The sequence below is a fragment of the Sorangium sp. So ce1014 genome (assembly GCF_051521505.1).
In the GTDB taxonomy this organism is placed as follows: domain Bacteria; phylum Myxococcota_A; class Polyangia; order Polyangiales; family Polyangiaceae; genus Sorangium.
The window spans coordinates 8,090,743-8,108,188 of record NZ_CP150356.1 but is presented as its reverse complement, the minus strand read 5'-3'; the positions used below and the strand labels follow the sequence as shown (position 1 = coordinate 8,108,188).

Sequence of the window (17,446 nt, the reverse complement as noted above, 5' to 3'; positions counted from 1 at the left end):
CCGAGGACGCGCGGATCCGCGTCCTTCAGGCGGGCGCTCGGCCGCGCTGGCCGGCTGTCCGTCGTGCCTGCGGAAAGACAGCGGCGCCGCGCGGAGGTTCCGGGGACGAGGGGGTCAGGTGAGGCGGGAGCGCCGCCCCCACGATGGCCTACTCGAGGACGGCGTGGTACCGCCCGCTGGGCGTGACGATGACGTGCGCCTGGAGCGGGACGTTCAGCGCGCAGGAGAGATCGCGGAGCTCCTGGGTCATCGCTTGGTCCTCCCCGGTCGGCGCCGGATCGCCGCTCGGGTGGTTGTGGGCCAGGACGAAGCGGATGGCTGCCATGTCCAGCGCCGTGCGCAGGATGGTCGCGCGGCCTGCGTACAGGGCGTCGTCGACACCGCGGGCGAGCATGCGCGTCTCGCGGATGCGGCCGTGGCTGTCGAGCGCCGCGATCCAGAGCTCCTCGTGGACGAGGGGCGCGAGCCTCGGGCCGAAGTACCGCGCCACGCGGGCGGCGTCGGTGAGGAGCGCGCCTCGGCGAGCGCGCGCGGCGTGGGCGCGGCGGCCGAGCTCGAAGGCCGCGGCGAGGCGGGTCGCGTCCACGAGCGCGATCTGGGTTCGCTCGGCGATGGCCGCCGGAGAGAGGCGACCGAGGGAGGGGAGGGCGGCCGTGCCGAGGATGCGCGGCCCCACGGCCGGGATGGCGAGCACCATCTCGATCAGGCCGGCCTCGGTCGCGGTCGGGATCTCGGCCGCCGTCTCGGCGGGGGCGTCGGCGGGTGCGCTGCTCATCGGGGCCACCTCCGCCGGCGGGTGAGGGACCGGGCGAAGAGGCGCCGCGCGAGGCGGAGCCGCGTGGCCACCGTCGGCCTCGGGATCGCGAGCGCCGCCGCGATCTCGCGCATCGTCAGGCCGGAGGCGGTGAGCGCCAGGACCTCGCGGAGCTCCGCGCGGAGACGGTGGAAGCCACGGAGCAGCCCGCGCGCGACGATGCGCTCCTCCGGAGAGGGAGCCGCGAGGGGAGCGAGCCGGTCAGGATCGACCGCGGGCACCTCGTGCCGCCGGTGCGCCTTGTCGCGGTAGTGCGATGCCTGTCGCAAGGCGACACCGGCGAGCCAGGTGCGGAGGGCGTCGGCCGGCGGCTGTCCCGGAGACGGCCGGAAGCGGCCGGCGCGCAGGCTGCGCCAGGCGCCGAGCACGGTCTCCTGCGTGACGTCGTCGAGATCCGCGGCGCGAACGCCGCGGGCGCGGAGCGTGCTGCGGATGAGCGGGCGCTGTTCGAGGAGCGCGGCGGCTTCGAGGTAGACCGCGGGGGGCGGCGATTCTCGATGGGGCTCGGGCGGGCGGACGAGCCGGCCGCGCGCCGTGGAGCGCGGGCGGCGGCGTGAGGGCGGATCGATCTCTTGGCCCTGTTCGGGGCGTGGACGTACCGTTTCCATGTCGGACCTCGTTTGCGCGGGGTTCGGCCACGCTGCCCGGACGGTTGGCGCCGTCGCGGGCAGCACTTGCTTGTTGCACTGCCGATATTTGTCGTCGATCGAGGTCGACGTCGTTGACGCGAATCGAAAGCGCTTCGAGGAGCCGGAGGCCGTTTCCGTAGAGGAGCTCGCCGATGAGCCGAAAAGGCGGGACGAAGTCTTCGAGCAAGGTGAGCGTCTCCTGCCGCGAGAGGACCGAGGGGAGGTGCTCCGGCCGGCGTGTGCGTTCGAGCGCTTCGAGCCGGGGTATCTGCAGGTCGAGAACCCGCCTGTAAAGGAAGAGGCGCGCGCACAGCGCTTGGTTCTGCGTGGATGCCGCGGTGCGGCGTGCGACCGCAAGCTCGTCAAGGAAGGCCGTGACCTCTTCCGCGCCCATCTGCCGTGGGGGGGTTGCCGCTGTGGAAGCGGATGGGTACCCAGCCATCGGCGCGAATCTTGCGCGACGACACTCCGTCGCCGTCCGGGACCTAGCAACGGGAATACGTAGGTACGCAGCGGCGGCCTATCTCCGCAATCCCGCAGATAGGCTGCGGAAGGTCGCGGCCTATCTGCGGGATTGCGGAGATAGGCCATGATGGGCCGCGACTTATCCTCGGGAATATGGAGATAGGGTGCCACGGTTCGCGGCCTACATGTGAAAATGCGTAGATATGTCATGCGTCACAGCTAATTGCGACGTTGGGCAGACGATGGTACCGATCATGGCACGGCAGAGGAGACTGGCCGGCTGCGCGTCGGCGCTGCCTTGCACCGCCGAGCTTGCTTGCCTCGACGGCTCATCGTAAACTAGGACATGGCCGTTCAAGCCGTTACCGTGAACCTGCCCGAGCCGCTGTACGAGCGCCTGGCTCGCCGCGCGCAGACGACGCAACGAACCGTCGAGGCCGAGCTCGTCGATGCGGTGGCAACCTCCCTCCCTGACGAGCCCGATGGGCTGCCGGCCGACATGGCGGAGGCCATCGCCGCGCTGCACTTGCTAGGTGACGAGGATCTATGGCGGGCCGCCAGGCAGAGCCTCGCCCCGGAGAAGGCCGCGGATCTCGAGGAGCTGCACATCAAGCGCCAGAGTGAAGGGCTCTCCGCGTCGGACATCGAGGCGCTCGCGACGCTCATGAAGGAGTACAGGCGGATCATGCTGGTTCGTTCCCGATCTGCCGCGCTGCTCAAACAGCGAGGTCATGACGTCTCGGGGCTTCACCAAGGACATGAGCCGTAGCTACATCGGGAGGGCGCTGCGTGAGCAGGTCGCCAGTGAGGCGCGCCATCGCTGCGGCTACTGCCTGACCTCGGCGCGTATCGTCGGCACGCCGATGGAGATCGACCACATTATCCCTGAGTCGCTGGGCGGAGCTACGGCCAGGGAAAACCTCTGGCTCGCATGCTCGATGTGCAACGATCACAAGGGCAATCGAATCGCTGCTCCCGACCCGTACACCGGGGAAGTCGTGCGTCTCTTCAACCCACGACAGCAGACCTGGCTGGATCATTTCAGCTGGAGCACGGAGGGATCTCTGATCATCGGCAAGACGCCAACTGGCCGAGCCACGATCGCTGCGGTTCGCCTGAACCGCGCCGAGGTCGTGGAAGCCCGGCGAGGCTGGGTCATTGTGGGTTGGCATCCGCCCGATGATTGAACCATGAAGCTGCCCAACCAGCCGCTGCTGCCGGCGGCGCTGCGCGCCGCGGCAGACCGGCAGGGCGTTGGGCGGGCGGACCGTGATGCCGATGAGAGCTACGCAGACGCGCCAGCCCGCGCAACCCCGGGCCGCTCCACACGGTTAACGCGGCGTCGGCTCTGCGGTTCCCTTGCGCTCATTGGGTGACCAGATGCAGGCCAATCACGAACCTCCTTGTGGCATTACGACTCTGCTCCGCGATCAGTTCGATCGGTGGAAGTCAGACCCGAAGCACCTCGGCCTCGATTGGGGCTACTACTCGCCCGATTGCCCGCCGTTGCTGTTCATTGGCGGCGGTGGGGTAGCCGCCACGGCGGTGCCTCTCATCACCGTCAGCATCGAGCCGTTGCGGACGCACCACTTCGAGGCGCAGATCGCGCAAGCAGCGCCGTCGGTTCGGCCGTACATCGACTGGAACTGGTCGTACTTCGACGTGTTCCCGCGGGTCGTCAGCGGCGTCGTGCAGCCCTACTGGCGCAACATGGTGGAGTTCGGCGAGGGGTGGTCATCAGCCCGCATTGACCCGACCTCACCGTGGGCGTCATTCCGCGACTTCATGATCGAACTGCCGTACATCCCGATGCATGCATGCGAGCACGTTCCGCGCGCGTCCCGGGCCGCCGGCGATGCTCTGAAGGGTCTGTTTGCCGCTCGTGTGGAGGCGCTGGTGAAACTCTGGCCCGACGCGACGTTCGTGGTATGAGCCGCCCAACCACGTCATGCACCCGACGGCGCTTCGCGCCGCGGGTGCATGGCCAGGCCGTTCGGCCCGCACCCGCCAGGGGCGACTGCGCGCCTCGTGATCCGAGCGCGGCGGCCGCACAAGGAGGCCGCCGCGGCGCGGCGCGCGTCGCTCGCCGGCCGCCCGCCGTCGCGCGGAGTCGCGAGCCCTCGCGCAGCGGCGCGCCGCTTCCACCGAGCGCGCTCGCGGCGCGCGCCCTCGGCGCAGGCGCGGTCTCCCCGCCGCTCCCGCCCGCGCCGCGCCCAGGCCGATGACCCGCGCCGCAGCCCCTCGCAGGCGCTCCCGAAACGGCCAGCGCGCGCCGATGAGAACCTCGCGCGGCTCGCCGGCTTCGTGCGGTGCCTCGCGCGGGGCGCGGAGCAGGTCAACCTGATCTTCCCGGAGGAGAGCCCGGCCCTGGCGGAGCGCGACCGGCTGAGTCAGGCGCTCCTGCCGGAATGACGGAGGGGTTGCGGCGGGTCCGCAGCGCTAGCGTGCCGCGTTCTCGATCCGGCGCGGCGTCAGACCTGTGCGCCTGTCGGCTCGCCCGGCGCAGGCTCGGGCGGCGCAGGCTCGTCCGGCGCGGCGGCGGTGCCCCGGCGCTTCGGGCGGAGCCTCCGCAGGGCGTTGCGGAACGAGGTGGCGCTGAAGCGGCGCTTGCCCTCGGGGATGTCCCAGCAGGCGTTGACGCCGGCGGCGCGCGCCTCGTTCCCGAGCAGCGTGGCATAGGTCACGATGGCGTTGCGGAGCACCATCGCCTCTTCCCGGTTGCGCAGGCCGAGGATGCCGAGCAGGTCGCGGCCGCTCACCTCGTCGAGCAGGGCGCTGCCTTCGCGCAGGAAGACCTCGGTGAGGCCGACGGGCGAGAGGCGGGTCTGGTGCTGCTGGGCGAGCCGGAGCAGCATGGCGAGATCGCTTGTCTCCTCGGTGAGCGTGCCGCTCGTGTTGACGTCGGCGAACTGCTCGGCGACGTCCGGCTCGAACGCGAACGCCTGGTCGGCGAACGCCTTGAGCCGCGCGCGCCACGGCCGGCTCGCCTTGATCACCTGGTCGACGGGCCGGACCTGGTAGGCGCCGGTGCGCTTGCCCTCGCCGAACCAGAGGTTCGCCGTGTCGAGGAGCTGGATGGCGCCGCGGAGCAGCGCGCGGCGCTCGGGGCCGTAGGCCTTGCTCGCGAGCGGCGCCTCGTACTGGACGACCGACAGATAGAGGTCCCGGAGCTCCGTGAGGGTGGTCGAGATGGGTTGGCTCGGCTCCATGACCTCGCGGACGATGCGGTCCATCTCGGGGCGCGCGGTCTCCAGGAAGGACTGGAACTCTGCGGGGGTAGCGACGGCGCGGGTCTCTTTCAGGACCGCGTGTTGTTCTTGCGACAGTTCGATTCCCATGAACCTACCTCCAGTGGGGGTACCGAGCGGGCGAGCGTAACACCACGGCAGAGCTCGGAGCAATCCAATCCAGACGGGCTCGGCCGTCCGAAGAGCCCGTTGTCAACGCCGGCTCGGGGCAATCCAATCCAGACGGGCACGGCCGTCCGAAGAGCACGTTGTCAACGCCGGGCAGCTGCTGGGGCGCGCCCGGGACGCGCCCCAGCAGGCCGGGGCGCGAATCCAGCAGACCGCGGAGCGCGGCCGGCGGGCCGGGGAGCGGGGCCAGCGCCGCCGAGACGACCCGGAACCGTGTCAGCAGGTCCGAGGAAGCGTACCAGCAGGTCCGAGGAAGCGTGCCAGCAGGTCCGAGGAAGCGTACCAGCAGGTCCGAGGAGGCGTACCAGCAGGTCCGAGGAAGCGTACCAGCAGGTCCGAGGAAGCGTACCAGCAGGTCCGAGGAGGCGTACCAGCGGGTCCGAGGAGGCGTACCAGCAGGTCCGAGGAGGCGTACCAGCGGGTGCTGGCACGCGTCCCGGGGTTGCTGGGGCAGCCGCCGGGAGGTGCTGGCACGGCGACGCGGCGTGGACAGGGGAGAGAGCGCTTCGTTGCCGGCCCGGATGGAGGTAGCGATGACGACGCCCCGGACGCGCGGGGCGATCCCGACCCCCGAGCTCCCGGAGTGAGACCATGCGACGCCTGCTCTATGGCCCGGTCCTCGCGCTTGCGCTGCTGCTGGAGTGTCCGTCGCCTGCCGCGGCAGGGCCGCCGCTGCCGCAGCGCCCCCCGCCGAGCAAGGCGGAGCACGACTTGTAGCAGCAGGCCGAGCGGCTCGGGTGGCTCGCCGCTCGACGAGGGGATCATCTCCTCCAGGTAGAAGCGCCGCGTGAGCTCGGGGCCGTCGCCGGCGAGTTCCTCGAGCGCGCGCCCAGAGCCCATGCCGTTGCCCACACCGTGTCCTGCCCCAGGCGACGAAGCAGCCGCACCCGCTTGTAGCCGTCGATCACCAAGGGCCGCTCGGACGAGGCCGGGCTCACCACGACGATCGGCGCGCCGGCGCGCCGTCAACCGCGGCGGCGGCCCGCCCAGGGCGTCGCGGCGGGTCGCGTTCGCTCGTGGCGCTGGCACGCGGGCGACGTCGTGCAGCCCAGGGCGCACCGCCGTCCGTGCGCTCTCACGGCTACATGGACTGACCGCCGGTGCCAGCAGCTTGACGAACACTGGCGCCGCGGACAGCTGCGCAGTGGCCCACGCTCTGGACGGTACGACCAATGGAAACACCTTGTGTGGACAGGTTGCCGGGATGGCGGTAGGCGGACATGCGCAAGCCAGCGCGTACGTTATGGGGCCGCTGGGCATATCGGCGAGCGCTAATGTGGATTGGATCGGCGGAAGAAGTCTTGTGCTCCCAGGCCATGCATCCGTCGTTGTCGTTGCCGGCCCTGTGGTGCGATGGAGTGCCAAATGAGCTCAAGAAGGAGTCTGTTTTTATTTGTAGCCATCGCGATCTGGGTGTTGGCGGCATGCAACTGGACGGTGGGAGACTGCTACCCTCGCGAGGAATGGACCTCGGGCGCAGGTGCGGGTCCAGGTTCAGAGCCCATCCCGGTCTTCAGCTCCAGCGCATCCGGTGACTTCGGAGATGCGCCATCGGGAGAACGGCAAGACGCCAGTGAGCAAAAGATCCAGTGCAACAAAACGGATAGCTCAGAAGAAGAGGAAGAAGAGCACCCGAAAGACAGCTCGGAGAGTCCGACAAACGGCACATGCTCAGGTCCCGGTGACACCACCGGAGACGGCCATACTTATGTATTCTGTAGTGACCGCTGCAGTTCGAAGTGCCCGCCGGCCGGAGTGAACGGCTTCTCGCCAAACATCTTCAGGTTCGTCACGACGATCACCGACGACGGAACAGGCGAATCGGGAGGCTGGCAGAAAGCCTCCGTTCGTCTGAAGATCAAGCGGTGGGTCGAGGTGTATCCGGAATTCTGGGAATGTCCACAGATGACGTTTGGGATGCCACTGCGAAACAGAGCTCAGGGGCAGATCTCAGCGGACGAGGCCGCGCGTATCAGTGCCGACGTAGCAAGCAAAGCTACGCGTAAAGTAATGAGGGCAAACCCCACTATTCCGCAAGGGATCTACTGCGCTATGTTAAAGGATGAGATGGACATCAGCCTCCGTAAGCGCGTGGGTGGATCCAGAGTCACACAGCCATGAAGCACGCGGTCGAGGAATTGTTCAACGTCGTACATCGTTACTATCCTCGGCGGGTTCCGTACGAGGATCTTGGCCGCGTGCAAACAGAAGAGGATCGACGGCTGGTGGACGCCCGTCGCCGAGCCGGCGCCGATTGCGAACGGTGGCTTGGCATGTTGCGGCGCCTGCGTGAGCAGTTCCCCGAGAACGAGGTCGACAATTTCTCGGTCCATCTCGCGACGGGAAGTCACGATGCCTGCTATTCCGGCTCTCTCTATCTTCCGAAGGCCACCGGAGAATACCGACATGCAATTGAATTGAGGGTGAGCTTCCTGGTTCCTTATTACATCGTCTACAGCTCGCGCCTCGTTGATGATCTCGAGGAGATCGAGAGGGAGAAAACGCTCCGCGCGACGCCACCTCGCGCCGTTACGATCTTCGTCCATGATACGGTCTACATCCTGCCCGCCTGGGTTGGCAAGCTGATCAGGCTGGTCAAGCCCGAGCTTGTTGAGCCACCTTCGATGGAAGATAAACCCACGCGGCAGGTCATCTGCTTCAATCTATCGCCCGAAGAGCAGCCGTACGCTGCGGGAATCGCCCAGGAGATCGAAGCGACATGGGGATACGAGCGCATGCCACCGGAGGTCGGCAACGTGGTCGTGCCGGACGTGGCGACCAATCTACGACGGTTGGGAGAGGCTAGGCTATACGATTGCCTTTTTTCAGACGCATGGTAAGCCGGTGATGCTCTCAACCTCGGCGCTCACCGGCACCCCAAGCGATCTGGCAGAGCATGAAGCGCAGCGGACCGGGCTCGAACCGTCCAGAGCGGGCCGAGCTCGCCGACGTGACCGTCGACCTTCGCGCCCGGTCCTATCGAGCCGGATAGCTCGCCGCAGTGAGCTTCAATCCATTTACTCAGGAAAGCGCAGCGTCTCTACCTGAATGCCATCCTCCCCCGTGATCGTCTCGCCCGACCAGTCCCAGCTCACGCCGCCCTCTCCCGGCCCGGCGGTCCCAGCTCGTAGGTCACGCCCGCCAGCGTGAGTTGGTCCTCGTCGAGGTAGGCGATGCCGATCGAGTCGCCGCCGCGCCCGGGGCCGCCGTAGCCACCGGGACCGTCGATGTCCACCTGGCCGGGGGGCGGAGCGGCGCGCGAGGTCGCTATGGGTGACGCCCAGCTCGGCCGCGACGGCGGCCGGGCGGACCGACTTGGCCAGACGATCGCAAACGACCAACAGCAATGTTCTGCAGAGAATTCCGGGAAAAGATGGAAGAACTGTTCGCGCTTCGCTACCCAAAGCTCGGCGCCAGGGTCAAATAATGGCCGTGACACGCTCCGATCTGTTTGACGTAATCTACCGCTTTTACCCAAGTGGTATGCCTAGACACGATCCCGGCTACGACGCTACGGAGGAGCACCGCCGGTTGGTGGACTCCGCAAAACGCGGACGGGCAGAATACGGGACGTGGGAGACGATGCTCCGCCGGTTGGGGGCTCGATACCGCCTGCAAGACGAGTCGCTCCATATCTTGGCAGGGTGGGTCGACCCAGCGTACTCGGCCCACATCATCCTTCCCACGCACTCGCTCGGTTTCCACGTGAGCTTCCTCGGTCCCTACTACGCCGTCCATCGCACGGACGACCCCCACGAGGAGCCGGTGACGAGCGACATCGCTCAGGAAATCGAGGACACCTATCGCGGCTACCAGCCAATCCCCCCGGCGCTCGGCAATGAGGTTGTTCCTGACGTGGACAAGATATGGAAGGGGACAGCTACGATCTACCTCTGTCTCTTCTCGGTCGTATGGGGGCACCATCCGTTTCATACCAACAGCTGCAGGCCCTGACGGAACCGTCCAGAGCAGCGCGAGCGCGAAGGTGTGTACGCGGCGGAGCGCTGCTGGCACGCGTCCCGGGGTAGCTGGGGCAGCCGCCGGGAGGTGCTGGCAGGGGCGACGCGGCGCGGACAGGGGAGAGAGCGCTTCGCCGCCGGCCCGGATGGAGGTAGCGATGACGACGCCCCGGACGCGCGGGGCGATCCCCACCCCCGAGCTCCCGGAGTGAGACCATGCAACGCCTGCTCTATGGCCCGGTCCTCGCGCTTGCGCTGCTGCTGGAGTGTCCGTCGCCTGCCGTGGCGGAGCCGCCGCTGCCGCAGCGCCCCCCGCCGAGCAAGGCGGAGCACGACTTGCAGCAGCAGGCCGAGCGGCTGGTCGCCGAAGGGCGCATCGCCGACGCGCGTGACGTTCACCTGACGCTGTGGCGCCTCACCGGGAGCGCCTCTGACGCGTTCAACGTGGGGATGCTGTCGTTCAGGCTCCGCGAGTTCGCGACCGCGGCGGAGTTCCTGACGATCTACTTCGACAGGGTCGGTACGCCCGACGCGCCGAAGATCCAGGTTCCGCCCGGCCACAAGGACAAGTACGGGGCCGCGCGGGCGAACTTCGCCGAGGCGCGCCGGCACATCGGCGCGCTCGAGGTGCGCGTGAGCGACCCTGGCGCTGACGTGCTCGTGGACGGGCGTCAGGTGGGCGTCTCTCCGCTCAAGCACCCCGTCTTCGTGGCCCCTGGCCAGCACCAGGTGGCGGCGCAGCTCGGCGGCGCGAAGGTCGGCGATGTCGTCGCTGTCGAGGCGGGCGGGGAGCGGACCGTGCGGCTCATGTTCGTCCCCGCCCAGCCGGCGGCGCCGCCCTTGCGGCCGGTAGCGAGCGGCGGACGCGGCTTGCCGCCGGCGGCGCCGCCGCGTTCCCAGCCCGGCCCCACGCTGCGCTGGTGGACCACGGGCGCGCTGGCCGCCAGCTCCGCGGCGCTGGGGGTGCTCGGGGGCGTCTCGGTCGTCAAGGCCAACGATGCGGGCGACGACCGGACCGCGGCCCTTCACCATGTTCGATGGGAGAACGCGCACGGCTGCCCCGGCGCCTCCGCCTGCGGCGAGTTCACGGCGGCCGACGGCCGCGCGACGACCTGGACGGCGATCTCCGTCGGCGCCTTCATCGGTGCAGGGCTGGCTGCCGCCAGCGCCGGGGCGGCAGCCTACCTGCTGGCGCCGGAGGCGCCGGTCCGGGTCGGGAGCGCTCCCGGGGCGGGGGTCTCCGTCTCCTGGTAGGCCGCGGAGCAAGGCAGAACGCCACTCCACCCGCTCTTCGCCACCTTTGCGTGGAAAAATATCGGTGCTGTGCGTAATGGGGTCGTGCTCGGGGTTTCGCCTCCGCGCTCGAAGCCGGTCCACCATGTCGGCTCTCGCTCGCCTGCTGCTCTGGTACCCTCCCGCGCATGCGGAAGAAGGCCGGCGCCTGCTGTCTGATGATCGTGGCGATCCCATTTCTCTGGGGAGCCTGCGCCGGGGAGACGTTCGTCGATGCTCGGCTCAAGCTTCCATGTGACACAACGGACGAATGCCCCAGCGGCGAGTACGAGGATGGAACGGAGTGCATCGAGGGGTACTGCGAGTGCCCCAACCCCGACGAGGAGGCGTGCTGCGAGCCCGGCGCGGCGTTCAACGAGTGCGAGCGGAAGTGCCGTCCGGCCGCCGAGTGTCACGTGGATCTCTGCACGACGGCGGAGGACTGCGCGGGACCGGTCGACTCGCGGTGCGGCAACGCGCGGTGCGTTGGAGGGGTGTGCCGCCTCGAGATCACCAAGTCGCTTGTCCAGCTTGATGGCGACTGCAAGAGCAGGGTCTGCGACCCAACCGGCCGCATCCTCTTCGAGGAAGATCCGACAGACGTGTTCAATGATGCCAACGAGTGCACGTTTGACACGTGCATGGGCTCTGAGAGCGCGAACACTCCTTACAGCGCGGGACGATCACCAGGCAGCGCCGCGCGATGCGACGGAGCTGGACGACGCGTCGAGTGCGTTGCCGACGACGACTGCGGCGACCCCGCGATCTTCTGCTCCTTGCAAGGGAGCTGCGTTCCATCGTGGTGTACCAACGGCGTCAAGGACACCGTTGGCGGCGAGACCGCCATCGACTGCGGAGGCCCGTGCGACCCGTGCGCGGTGGGCGTCGCCTGCGAATCCGACTCCGACTGCATCGAACAAAAATGCGGAACGAACAAGAAGTGCACGGCGCCAGAGTGCGACGACCGCATCAGGAACGGCAGCGAAACAGATGTCGACTGCGGCTCGCCTAGCTGTCCGCCGTGCGCTGCTGAGCTGAAGTGCCATGCGCACGACGACTGCGAAAGCGGCATTTGCAGAACAGGCCAATGTTGGCTGGCATCGTGCAGCGACGGCGCCCAGAACGGTCACGAGACAGAGATCGACTGCGGCGGCACGTGCCAGCCCTGCCCGCTCTACCTCAACACCGGCGCCGACGAGCGCCCCTGAACCGCAGAGACACCTGATGAAGCCACTTCGCTCAGCCCTCGCCGCAGTCGCCGCCGCGGCCTTCTGGTTCGCTTGCTCGGCCGAAACACCACCGACCGTCTTCAATCCGTGGGCTCCAAAGCCATGTCAAACCGAGGAAGACTGCCCCGCGGCGTTGACCCACTTGTGCGGCATGCGCTCGTGCGTCGATGGATTTTGCAAGCTGGAAATCTACACGCAGAGCCGGAGCGACCTCCGCGGAGACTGCCACGTCGAGATGTGCGACAGCGCCGGCTACGGCGTGGACAGACCGGCGCTCGAAGACTTCTACGACGACGGCAACCCGTGCACGCGAGACTACTGCGGCGAGACGGGTAACAGCGTAACCCCTCGCCACGATCTCATCGATCCAGGACCGGTACCGGACGGTACTGGGTTCTGTAACGACAGCGGACGCATCGTTGACTGCCTCAACGCCGAGGATTGCGAAGACACGTCTTTGACGTGCTCTCGGGATGGCCGCTGCGTTCCCCTCGCGTGCGCGAACGAGGTGCGCGACGAGTCACTAGGAGAAACAGGTAGAGATTGTGGCGGTCCATGTGACGGATGCATCGGCACAGATCCTTGCAACAGTGATGCGGACTGCTTCAGCGGAGTTTGCGGCGATGACAAGAAATGCGTCTACGAACGCTGCGGCGATGGCGTCAAGAACCGCACTGAGACGGACCTGGACTGCGGCGGCCAGTACTGTGGCCCGTGCAATGACGGGCAGGGCTGTAAGGTCAACGACGACTGCGTGAACAAGGTTTGCTTTGCCGGAGAGTGCCAGCCCAGGACGTGCGACGACGGCATGAGAAACGGCGACGAGGAGGACATCGACTGCGGCGCGGACTGCCTGCCTTGCCAGTTCTGACGAGGGAGCAGCGGGGTGCCGCCCGGACTCGCCGTGGTCGTCGACGCCGGCGCGCTCCAGGGCCGCGAGCGCCGTCAGCGGCAGCACGGGCGCGCGGGGGAGCTCGGGTGGCTCGCCTCTCGACGAGGCGATCATCTCCTCCAGGTAGAAGCGCCGCGTCCGCTGGGCTCGGCTGCCTTGGTCCACGTTGACCGTGCCGGCGCGGCTCGGAGGACGCGCCGATCGGGGTTCGCGCTCACCGCATGCGAGAGCTGTAAGCGAAGCGCCCTGAGCGCCCGGAGCCGCATCGCACCGGACGGACTTCTTGACTATTGGAGGCAGAACAGGTCCTTGGGGATGAAGCGCCAGCGATCTGGCTCGCCGTCCGAATCCAGCGCGCCACGCATCGCGAGTGAGCCGAGCTCTGTATCGAGGCAGTTCATTGCGGATACGATCGCGTGCGCGGCATCGGTTCCGCCCGCTTTACGAACGGTCCCGGGGTTCTCGGCCCCGATGACCTGCCAATCGACCCACCACATGCCATCGTCCGCCTGGTAGGGGTACCCGAAGCGGGCAACCACGACCTCGGCCTGACCGCCGGGCGGAGTGAAGTTCAATCGTCGTTCACCTAGATTTTTTTTCATGCATCGTCAATGCATGTTTCCCGCATGTCGTCAACCAAGCAGCCTCTGCTATCGCAGTTTCTAAGACAACGCGGATATACATAATTCAGTATACGATCGAAGCAGGCTCGCCGCTCATTCACCGGAAGCTTGGAACACTTATACAGCTCCAAGTTCCTCTCAGCGTCACAGGCTCGCTTACATTCCTCCCGAGCTTCCGGGTCCCTGTACGCACGAGCGTCAACGCTCATGAACGTCGTCAGTGTGGATGCAGCAACAAACAGTCCACGAACAATTGCTGCCATAGAGCATCTCCTGTTGGCGTGAATGCTGTCTTGCGAACGCCAGGCCAGCCGAAGCGAGCACGATGGGGACGTGCTTGCTCGCGCGTCCGTGAAGTGCACGCACGTAGGACTCGGATTTCTACGCTGCGCGCTTCCAGCCCGCCCCGGACAGAGATTCCAGGCGCCGAGTTCGGTGACGCGCCGAGAGGCCGCACCGAGCTCCCGCGCAGGCCTCGCCGCGGCCGGGCCGCCCTTACGCCCCCCGTCGCCGCCCCCACAGCGCCATCGCCCCGAGCAGCGCCGCCCCCAGCGCCGCGCGCTCGCCGCCCCCGCCGCCCCCGCGCTGCGGGTCGCCCGCGGTCGCGCAGGCGCAGCCGCCGCCTGGACGGAGGAGGACCGGAGCCTGCTGCGCCCCCTCGCACAGGTCCACGGTGAGCGGGCGCGACGCGCGCCGCCCGCTGCCCTGATCGAGCGGCGTCTCGAGGTTGCCTGTGTTCCGGTTGTCGTGGTGGAAGCTCTCCCAGGCGATGACCGCGCTTGTCGTCGCCTCGGTGTGCCAGGCGAAGAGCCAGCCGTCGCGGGTGCCCACCACGACCTCGAGCGTCCCGTCGCCGTCGAGATCGCCCACGGCAGGCGTCGTCGCGATCGACTGGCCGGTGAACTTCGGGAACCCGCGCGGCTGCCGGCCGCACCCGTCGAAGGCGTGCAGGAAGTAGCCGCTCGAGCCCGTCAGCACCTCGGGATAACCGTCGCCGTTCAGATCGACCACCGCCTGGCTGCTCCCGAGCGTGTGATCCTCGAGGACGAACGGCGCGCGCGGCAGCATCGCGCCCGACCTGCCGCTCCAGACCGCGAGCAGGTGAGGCCCCGCCTGCTCCGCGCCGGGCGCGCCCGCCAGGGCCAGCGCGGCCGTCTCCGAGGCGCCGGCGGCGATGACGTCGGGCGTGCCGTCCTGATCGACGTCGCCGAGCGCGGGATGCGAGAGCAGCGGGAGCATCGTCCGCGCGCCCGCGGCGGGCGAGAGCGGGCCGAACGTCGGGTCGAGCCCGGCCTGCGAGCCCCCCCGCGCCGGCGGCAGCGCGCCCGCCGGGGTCGAGAGGAGCGCGTCCTGTGCGCCAGGCGAGGCCGGGAGCACGAGCGGCGCGGCGCCGTTGCCCTGGAGGACGCCGGCCAGCGCGCCGTCGAACCGCCCGACGACGCCCGAGGCCGTGATCCCCCCCGCGACGAGCGGGGCGAGCGAGAGCGACGGCATCGTGACAGGCCAGCCCGCGAGCACCGGCCCGGAGGGCGTGGCCGTGCCGCGCGCGTCGAGCACGTAGACCGCCCCGGCCTCGCCGTCGTCGCCGAGCCGCTCGCTCGACCCGACGAGCAGGTCGGGGAGGCCGTCGCCGTTGAAGTCGGCGACGGCCGGCGTCGCGAGCAGGCGGCTCCGCGCAGGCTCCGCGGCCAGCGGTCCCGTGTAGTGCACCTCCACGGGCCAGCCGCGCAGCGCGCCGCCGTTCGCGTCGAACGCGTAGACCTTGCCGTCGAAGGCCGCCTGGATCACGTCGAGCCGGCCGTCGCCGTCGAGGTCGGCGATGACCGGCGAGGCGGAGGCCCCCCGCGCGATCCGCGCCCCCTCGGACATGCACGGCGCGCTCGCCGGCGCGCCGGGATCGAGCGGGCACGAGGGGATCTCGGGCAGGCGTACCGGCCACCCGCCCCGGAGGCGGCCGTCCGCGCCGACCACGTAGACCGTGCCCGGCCAGGTGGAGACCGCGATCTCCTGCGCGCCGTCGCCGTCGAGATCCGCGATCGCGGGCGCGCCAAGGATCGGCTCGCGGCCGAGCGCCCAGGCCACCTCGTCGTACGCGCGGGCGCTCCGGTAGAAGGGCGTGGCCGGCGACGGCGCGGGATCGAGCAGGCCGTCGGCGAGCCGCGTCTGGAACGGGAACCCCGGCAGCGGCTCGGGTCCCTTCGGCGTCATCGTCAGCACGTGCAGCTCGCCGCCGGCCGTGGGGTAGATGAGCTCGCGGGCCCCGTCGCCGTCGAGGTCCGCGAGCTTCGGGCTGCCCTCGCCGCTGTCGCCGATGAAGCGGGGGAAGCCCTGGACCAGCGTCGGATCGCTGGCGACGTAGTACGTGCGCCGCGCCTCGCTCTCCACGTCGCCGGTGGCCCCGTCGTAGTGGGCGACCGCGTGGATGCGCACCGTGATCGCGCGGTCGTTCTCGCCGTGGGGGCTGTCGGCGTCGCGGGCGTGGGACGTGTCGATGGTGCGCACGTCGAGCGAGGCGATCGGGCCCTGGCCGCCGATGGTGACCGTCGGCGCGACGTTCACCTCCCGGTGGATCACCTTGAAGTCCGCGGCGAGCGGCTGCACGCCCGGCGCCCACGCGACCGAGTAGTCGTACGCCGTCGCCCGCTTCGCCGAGACGGTGCCCTCGATCGGCACCGGCACCTGGACCTGATCCTTGTAGAGGACCTCGAACCACCGCGGCGACGTGAGGTCGATGGCGGGCGGCACGCGCCCGTCGCTGAGCGCCTCGACGGCGCGGTTCGCGTTGACGCGGCCGTGGCCGAACCGCTGGTCGAACCCGGGCTGCGAGGCGCGGTACGGCGACCCCGGCTCGCGCGACTCCGGCACGGCGATGTCGTCGGCGCTCGCGATGAGCAGGCCCCGCACCTCCCCGGGGGACAGGGTCACGCCGCGCTCCAGGGCGGCGGAGTACAGGAGCCCCGCGATGCCGGAGAGCTCGGCGGTCGCGTCGCTGGCGCAGCCGGCGCTCGACACGGCGAGCAGGTTGTTGCCGCCGAAGCTCGAGCACGGCGAGGCGTCGAGGAACGAGGTCGACGTCGTGACGCTCTGGCCGTCGTGGCGGACGGCGCTCACGGGCAGCGCGTGGTTGCTCGCCGCGGGCGCGCTGTGGTGGCGCGAGCCCTCGTTGCCCATCGACACGACGACGAGCGTCCCCCTGGCGTGGGCGTGGTCGAGCGCCGCCTGGAGGAAGGCGGTGCTGTCGACGGCGGTCACCGGGCACTGCACGACGTCGGCCCGGAGGTCGGCCGCGTAGAGGAGCGCCTTCGCGAGGTCCTGCGCGTCGGCGACGTGGCTGTCGCCGACGCGCAGCGGGACGACCCTGCACCGCGGGCAGACGCCCGCGCCGCCCCGCTGGTTGTTCGTCTGCGCCGCGGAGGTCTTCGCCCCCTCGGTGCCGTGGCCGTTCCGGGTGTCGTCGAACGGATCGTTGTCGTTCTTGAAGAAGTCCCAGCCCGCGATGTCGTCGACGTAGCCGTTCAGATCGCCGTCGGCCCCGTCCGAGAAGTGCAGGATGAGGTCACCGGCGTCGAGCTGGCCGTTCGCGTTCCGGTCGCCCTGCGGCCGCCCTTCCGACGCCGCGGGCGTGAGCCAGGATGTGTCTTTGTAGTCCGAGACGGACAGGACCCCGTCGCCGTTGCAGTCGAAGCCGGCGAGCTCGCCGTCGCCCCCGCACGGCGCGCCGTCCGCGTGCAGCGGCGGGTAGGGCGCGAGCTCGCCCCGGTTGATCCACACCTTCTCGAGGAGATCTTCCTCGCCCCAGAGGATCCCGGAGTCGGTGACGGCGATCCTGACGCGCGGGTCCCCCTGGGTGAGCCGCCACGCGAGATCGATCGCCATGCCGGCGGCGGTCTCCTCCGGGCGCGGGCGGACGCCCTCGCTCGGGGCCGGGAGGAAGGAGTAGAAGCTCCACTGCCCGCTCTGCGTGGCCGAGGTGCCGTACTCGGGATCGCTCGGCCAGCTCTCCGGATCGGCCATGTCCGCTGCGCTGGCCGAGGGGGGCGGCGGCCAGCCGCCGGACGCATCGGAGGGGACGAGCGCGCCCGCCGCGGCGCCGCCGAGCGCCCCCAGAAAAGCAAGCGAGGAAAAGCGAATGCAGCGCATATGCCGG

General features: G+C 69.2%; 17 protein-coding genes and 1 pseudogene. 11 read left to right on the top strand and 7 right to left on the bottom strand.

Annotated features, from left to right (window positions below; all coding sequences use genetic code 11):
• Window positions 1-148 precede the first annotated feature (148 nt).
• The 3 genes and pseudogenes from WME75_RS30580 to WME75_RS30570 all read right to left on the bottom strand — a co-directional run.
• Entirely contained in the window at window positions 149-775 is a 627-nt protein-coding gene (locus WME75_RS30580) for a JAB domain-containing protein (protein ID WP_437478512.1), read from the bottom strand.
• A complete protein-coding gene (locus tag WME75_RS30575; protein ID WP_437478509.1) occupies window positions 772-1,422 on the bottom strand; it encodes an RNA polymerase sigma factor in 651 nt (216 codons plus the stop codon). Before WME75_RS30575 ends, WME75_RS30580 begins: the two co-directional genes overlap by 4 nt.
• Window positions 1,423-1,768: 346 nt before the next feature.
• Window positions 1,769-1,837 (bottom strand): annotated as a pseudogene (locus WME75_RS30570) (hypothetical protein); the annotation flags it as partial.
• 417 nt (window positions 1,838-2,254) lie between these two features.
• On the opposite strand from WME75_RS30570, the gene WME75_RS30565 reads away from it, so the two are divergent.
• The 4 genes from WME75_RS30565 (at window position 2,255) to WME75_RS30550 (ending at window position 4,320) form a co-directional block, all read left to right on the top strand.
• The gene (locus WME75_RS30565; protein WP_434046782.1) at window positions 2,255-2,677 is read left to right on the top strand and encodes a hypothetical protein; all 423 of its coding nucleotides are present in this window, start codon (window positions 2,255-2,257) and stop codon (window positions 2,675-2,677) included.
• On the top strand, window positions 2,667-3,095 hold the full coding sequence (locus WME75_RS30560; RefSeq protein ID WP_437478507.1) for an HNH endonuclease: 429 nt from the start codon (window positions 2,667-2,669) through the stop codon (window positions 3,093-3,095). Before WME75_RS30565 ends, WME75_RS30560 begins: the two co-directional genes overlap by 11 nt.
• Window positions 3,096-3,288: 193 nt before the next feature.
• A complete protein-coding gene (locus tag WME75_RS30555; RefSeq protein WP_437478504.1) occupies window positions 3,289-3,840 on the top strand; it encodes a hypothetical protein in 552 nt (183 codons plus the stop codon).
• A gap of 96 nt (window positions 3,841-3,936) precedes the next feature.
• A complete protein-coding gene (locus WME75_RS30550; RefSeq protein WP_437478502.1) occupies window positions 3,937-4,320 on the top strand; it encodes a hypothetical protein in 384 nt (127 codons plus the stop codon).
• A gap of 59 nt (window positions 4,321-4,379) precedes the next feature.
• Here WME75_RS30550 and WME75_RS30545 read toward each other — a convergent pair whose 3' ends face one another.
• A complete protein-coding gene (locus WME75_RS30545) occupies window positions 4,380-5,246 on the bottom strand; it encodes a hypothetical protein (RefSeq protein ID WP_437478499.1) in 867 nt (288 codons plus the stop codon).
• A gap of 669 nt (window positions 5,247-5,915) precedes the next feature.
• On the opposite strand from WME75_RS30545, the gene WME75_RS30540 reads away from it, so the two are divergent.
• The 3 genes from WME75_RS30540 (at window position 5,916) to WME75_RS30530 (ending at window position 8,164) form a co-directional block, all read left to right on the top strand.
• Window positions 5,916-6,041, top strand: a complete 126-nt coding sequence (locus tag WME75_RS30540; protein WP_437478496.1) for a hypothetical protein — start codon at window positions 5,916-5,918, stop codon at window positions 6,039-6,041.
• Between the two features lie 648 nt (window positions 6,042-6,689).
• The gene (locus WME75_RS30535; RefSeq protein WP_437478493.1) at window positions 6,690-7,445 is read left to right on the top strand and encodes a hypothetical protein; all 756 of its coding nucleotides are present in this window, start codon (window positions 6,690-6,692) and stop codon (window positions 7,443-7,445) included.
• Window positions 7,442-8,164 (top strand): hypothetical protein, encoded by a 723-nt coding sequence (locus tag WME75_RS30530; protein WP_437478490.1) that lies wholly within the window; start codon window positions 7,442-7,444, stop codon window positions 8,162-8,164. Before WME75_RS30535 ends, WME75_RS30530 begins: the two co-directional genes overlap by 4 nt.
• Window positions 8,165-8,415: 251 nt before the next feature.
• Here the strand turns inward: WME75_RS30530 and WME75_RS30525 are convergent, their stop codons facing one another.
• Window positions 8,416-8,559 (bottom strand): hypothetical protein, encoded by a 144-nt coding sequence (locus WME75_RS30525; protein WP_437478487.1) that lies wholly within the window; start codon window positions 8,557-8,559, stop codon window positions 8,416-8,418.
• 191 nt (window positions 8,560-8,750) lie between these two features.
• Here WME75_RS30525 and WME75_RS30520 point away from each other — a divergent pair, with 191 nt between their 5' ends.
• From WME75_RS30520 to WME75_RS30505, 4 genes are all read left to right on the top strand, one after another.
• Window positions 8,751-9,278 (top strand): hypothetical protein, encoded by a 528-nt coding sequence (locus tag WME75_RS30520; protein WP_437478484.1) that lies wholly within the window; start codon window positions 8,751-8,753, stop codon window positions 9,276-9,278.
• Window positions 9,279-9,499: 221 nt separating this feature from the next.
• Window positions 9,500-10,537, top strand: a complete 1,038-nt coding sequence (locus tag WME75_RS30515) for a hypothetical protein (RefSeq protein WP_437478481.1) — start codon at window positions 9,500-9,502, stop codon at window positions 10,535-10,537.
• Window positions 10,538-10,704: 167 nt separating this feature from the next.
• Complete coding sequence (locus tag WME75_RS30510) at window positions 10,705-11,763, top strand: hypothetical protein (protein ID WP_437478479.1); 1,059 nt, start codon at window positions 10,705-10,707, stop codon at window positions 11,761-11,763.
• Between the two features lie 16 nt (window positions 11,764-11,779).
• On the top strand, window positions 11,780-12,655 hold the full coding sequence (locus tag WME75_RS30505) for a hypothetical protein (RefSeq protein WP_437478476.1): 876 nt from the start codon (window positions 11,780-11,782) through the stop codon (window positions 12,653-12,655).
• Window positions 12,656-12,963: 308 nt separating this feature from the next.
• Here WME75_RS30505 and WME75_RS30500 read toward each other — a convergent pair whose 3' ends face one another.
• Both WME75_RS30500 and WME75_RS30495 read right to left on the bottom strand, forming a co-directional pair.
• Window positions 12,964-13,278 (bottom strand): DUF6968 family protein, encoded by a 315-nt coding sequence (locus tag WME75_RS30500; RefSeq protein WP_437478474.1) that lies wholly within the window; start codon window positions 13,276-13,278, stop codon window positions 12,964-12,966.
• A 516-nt stretch (window positions 13,279-13,794) separates the two neighbouring features.
• Window positions 13,795-17,439 carry an FG-GAP-like repeat-containing protein gene (locus WME75_RS30495; RefSeq protein WP_437478471.1) on the bottom strand — a complete coding sequence of 1,215 codons (3,645 nt, stop codon included), beginning with the start codon at window positions 17,437-17,439 and terminating at the stop codon, window positions 13,795-13,797.
• Window positions 17,440-17,446: the final 7 nt, after the last annotated feature.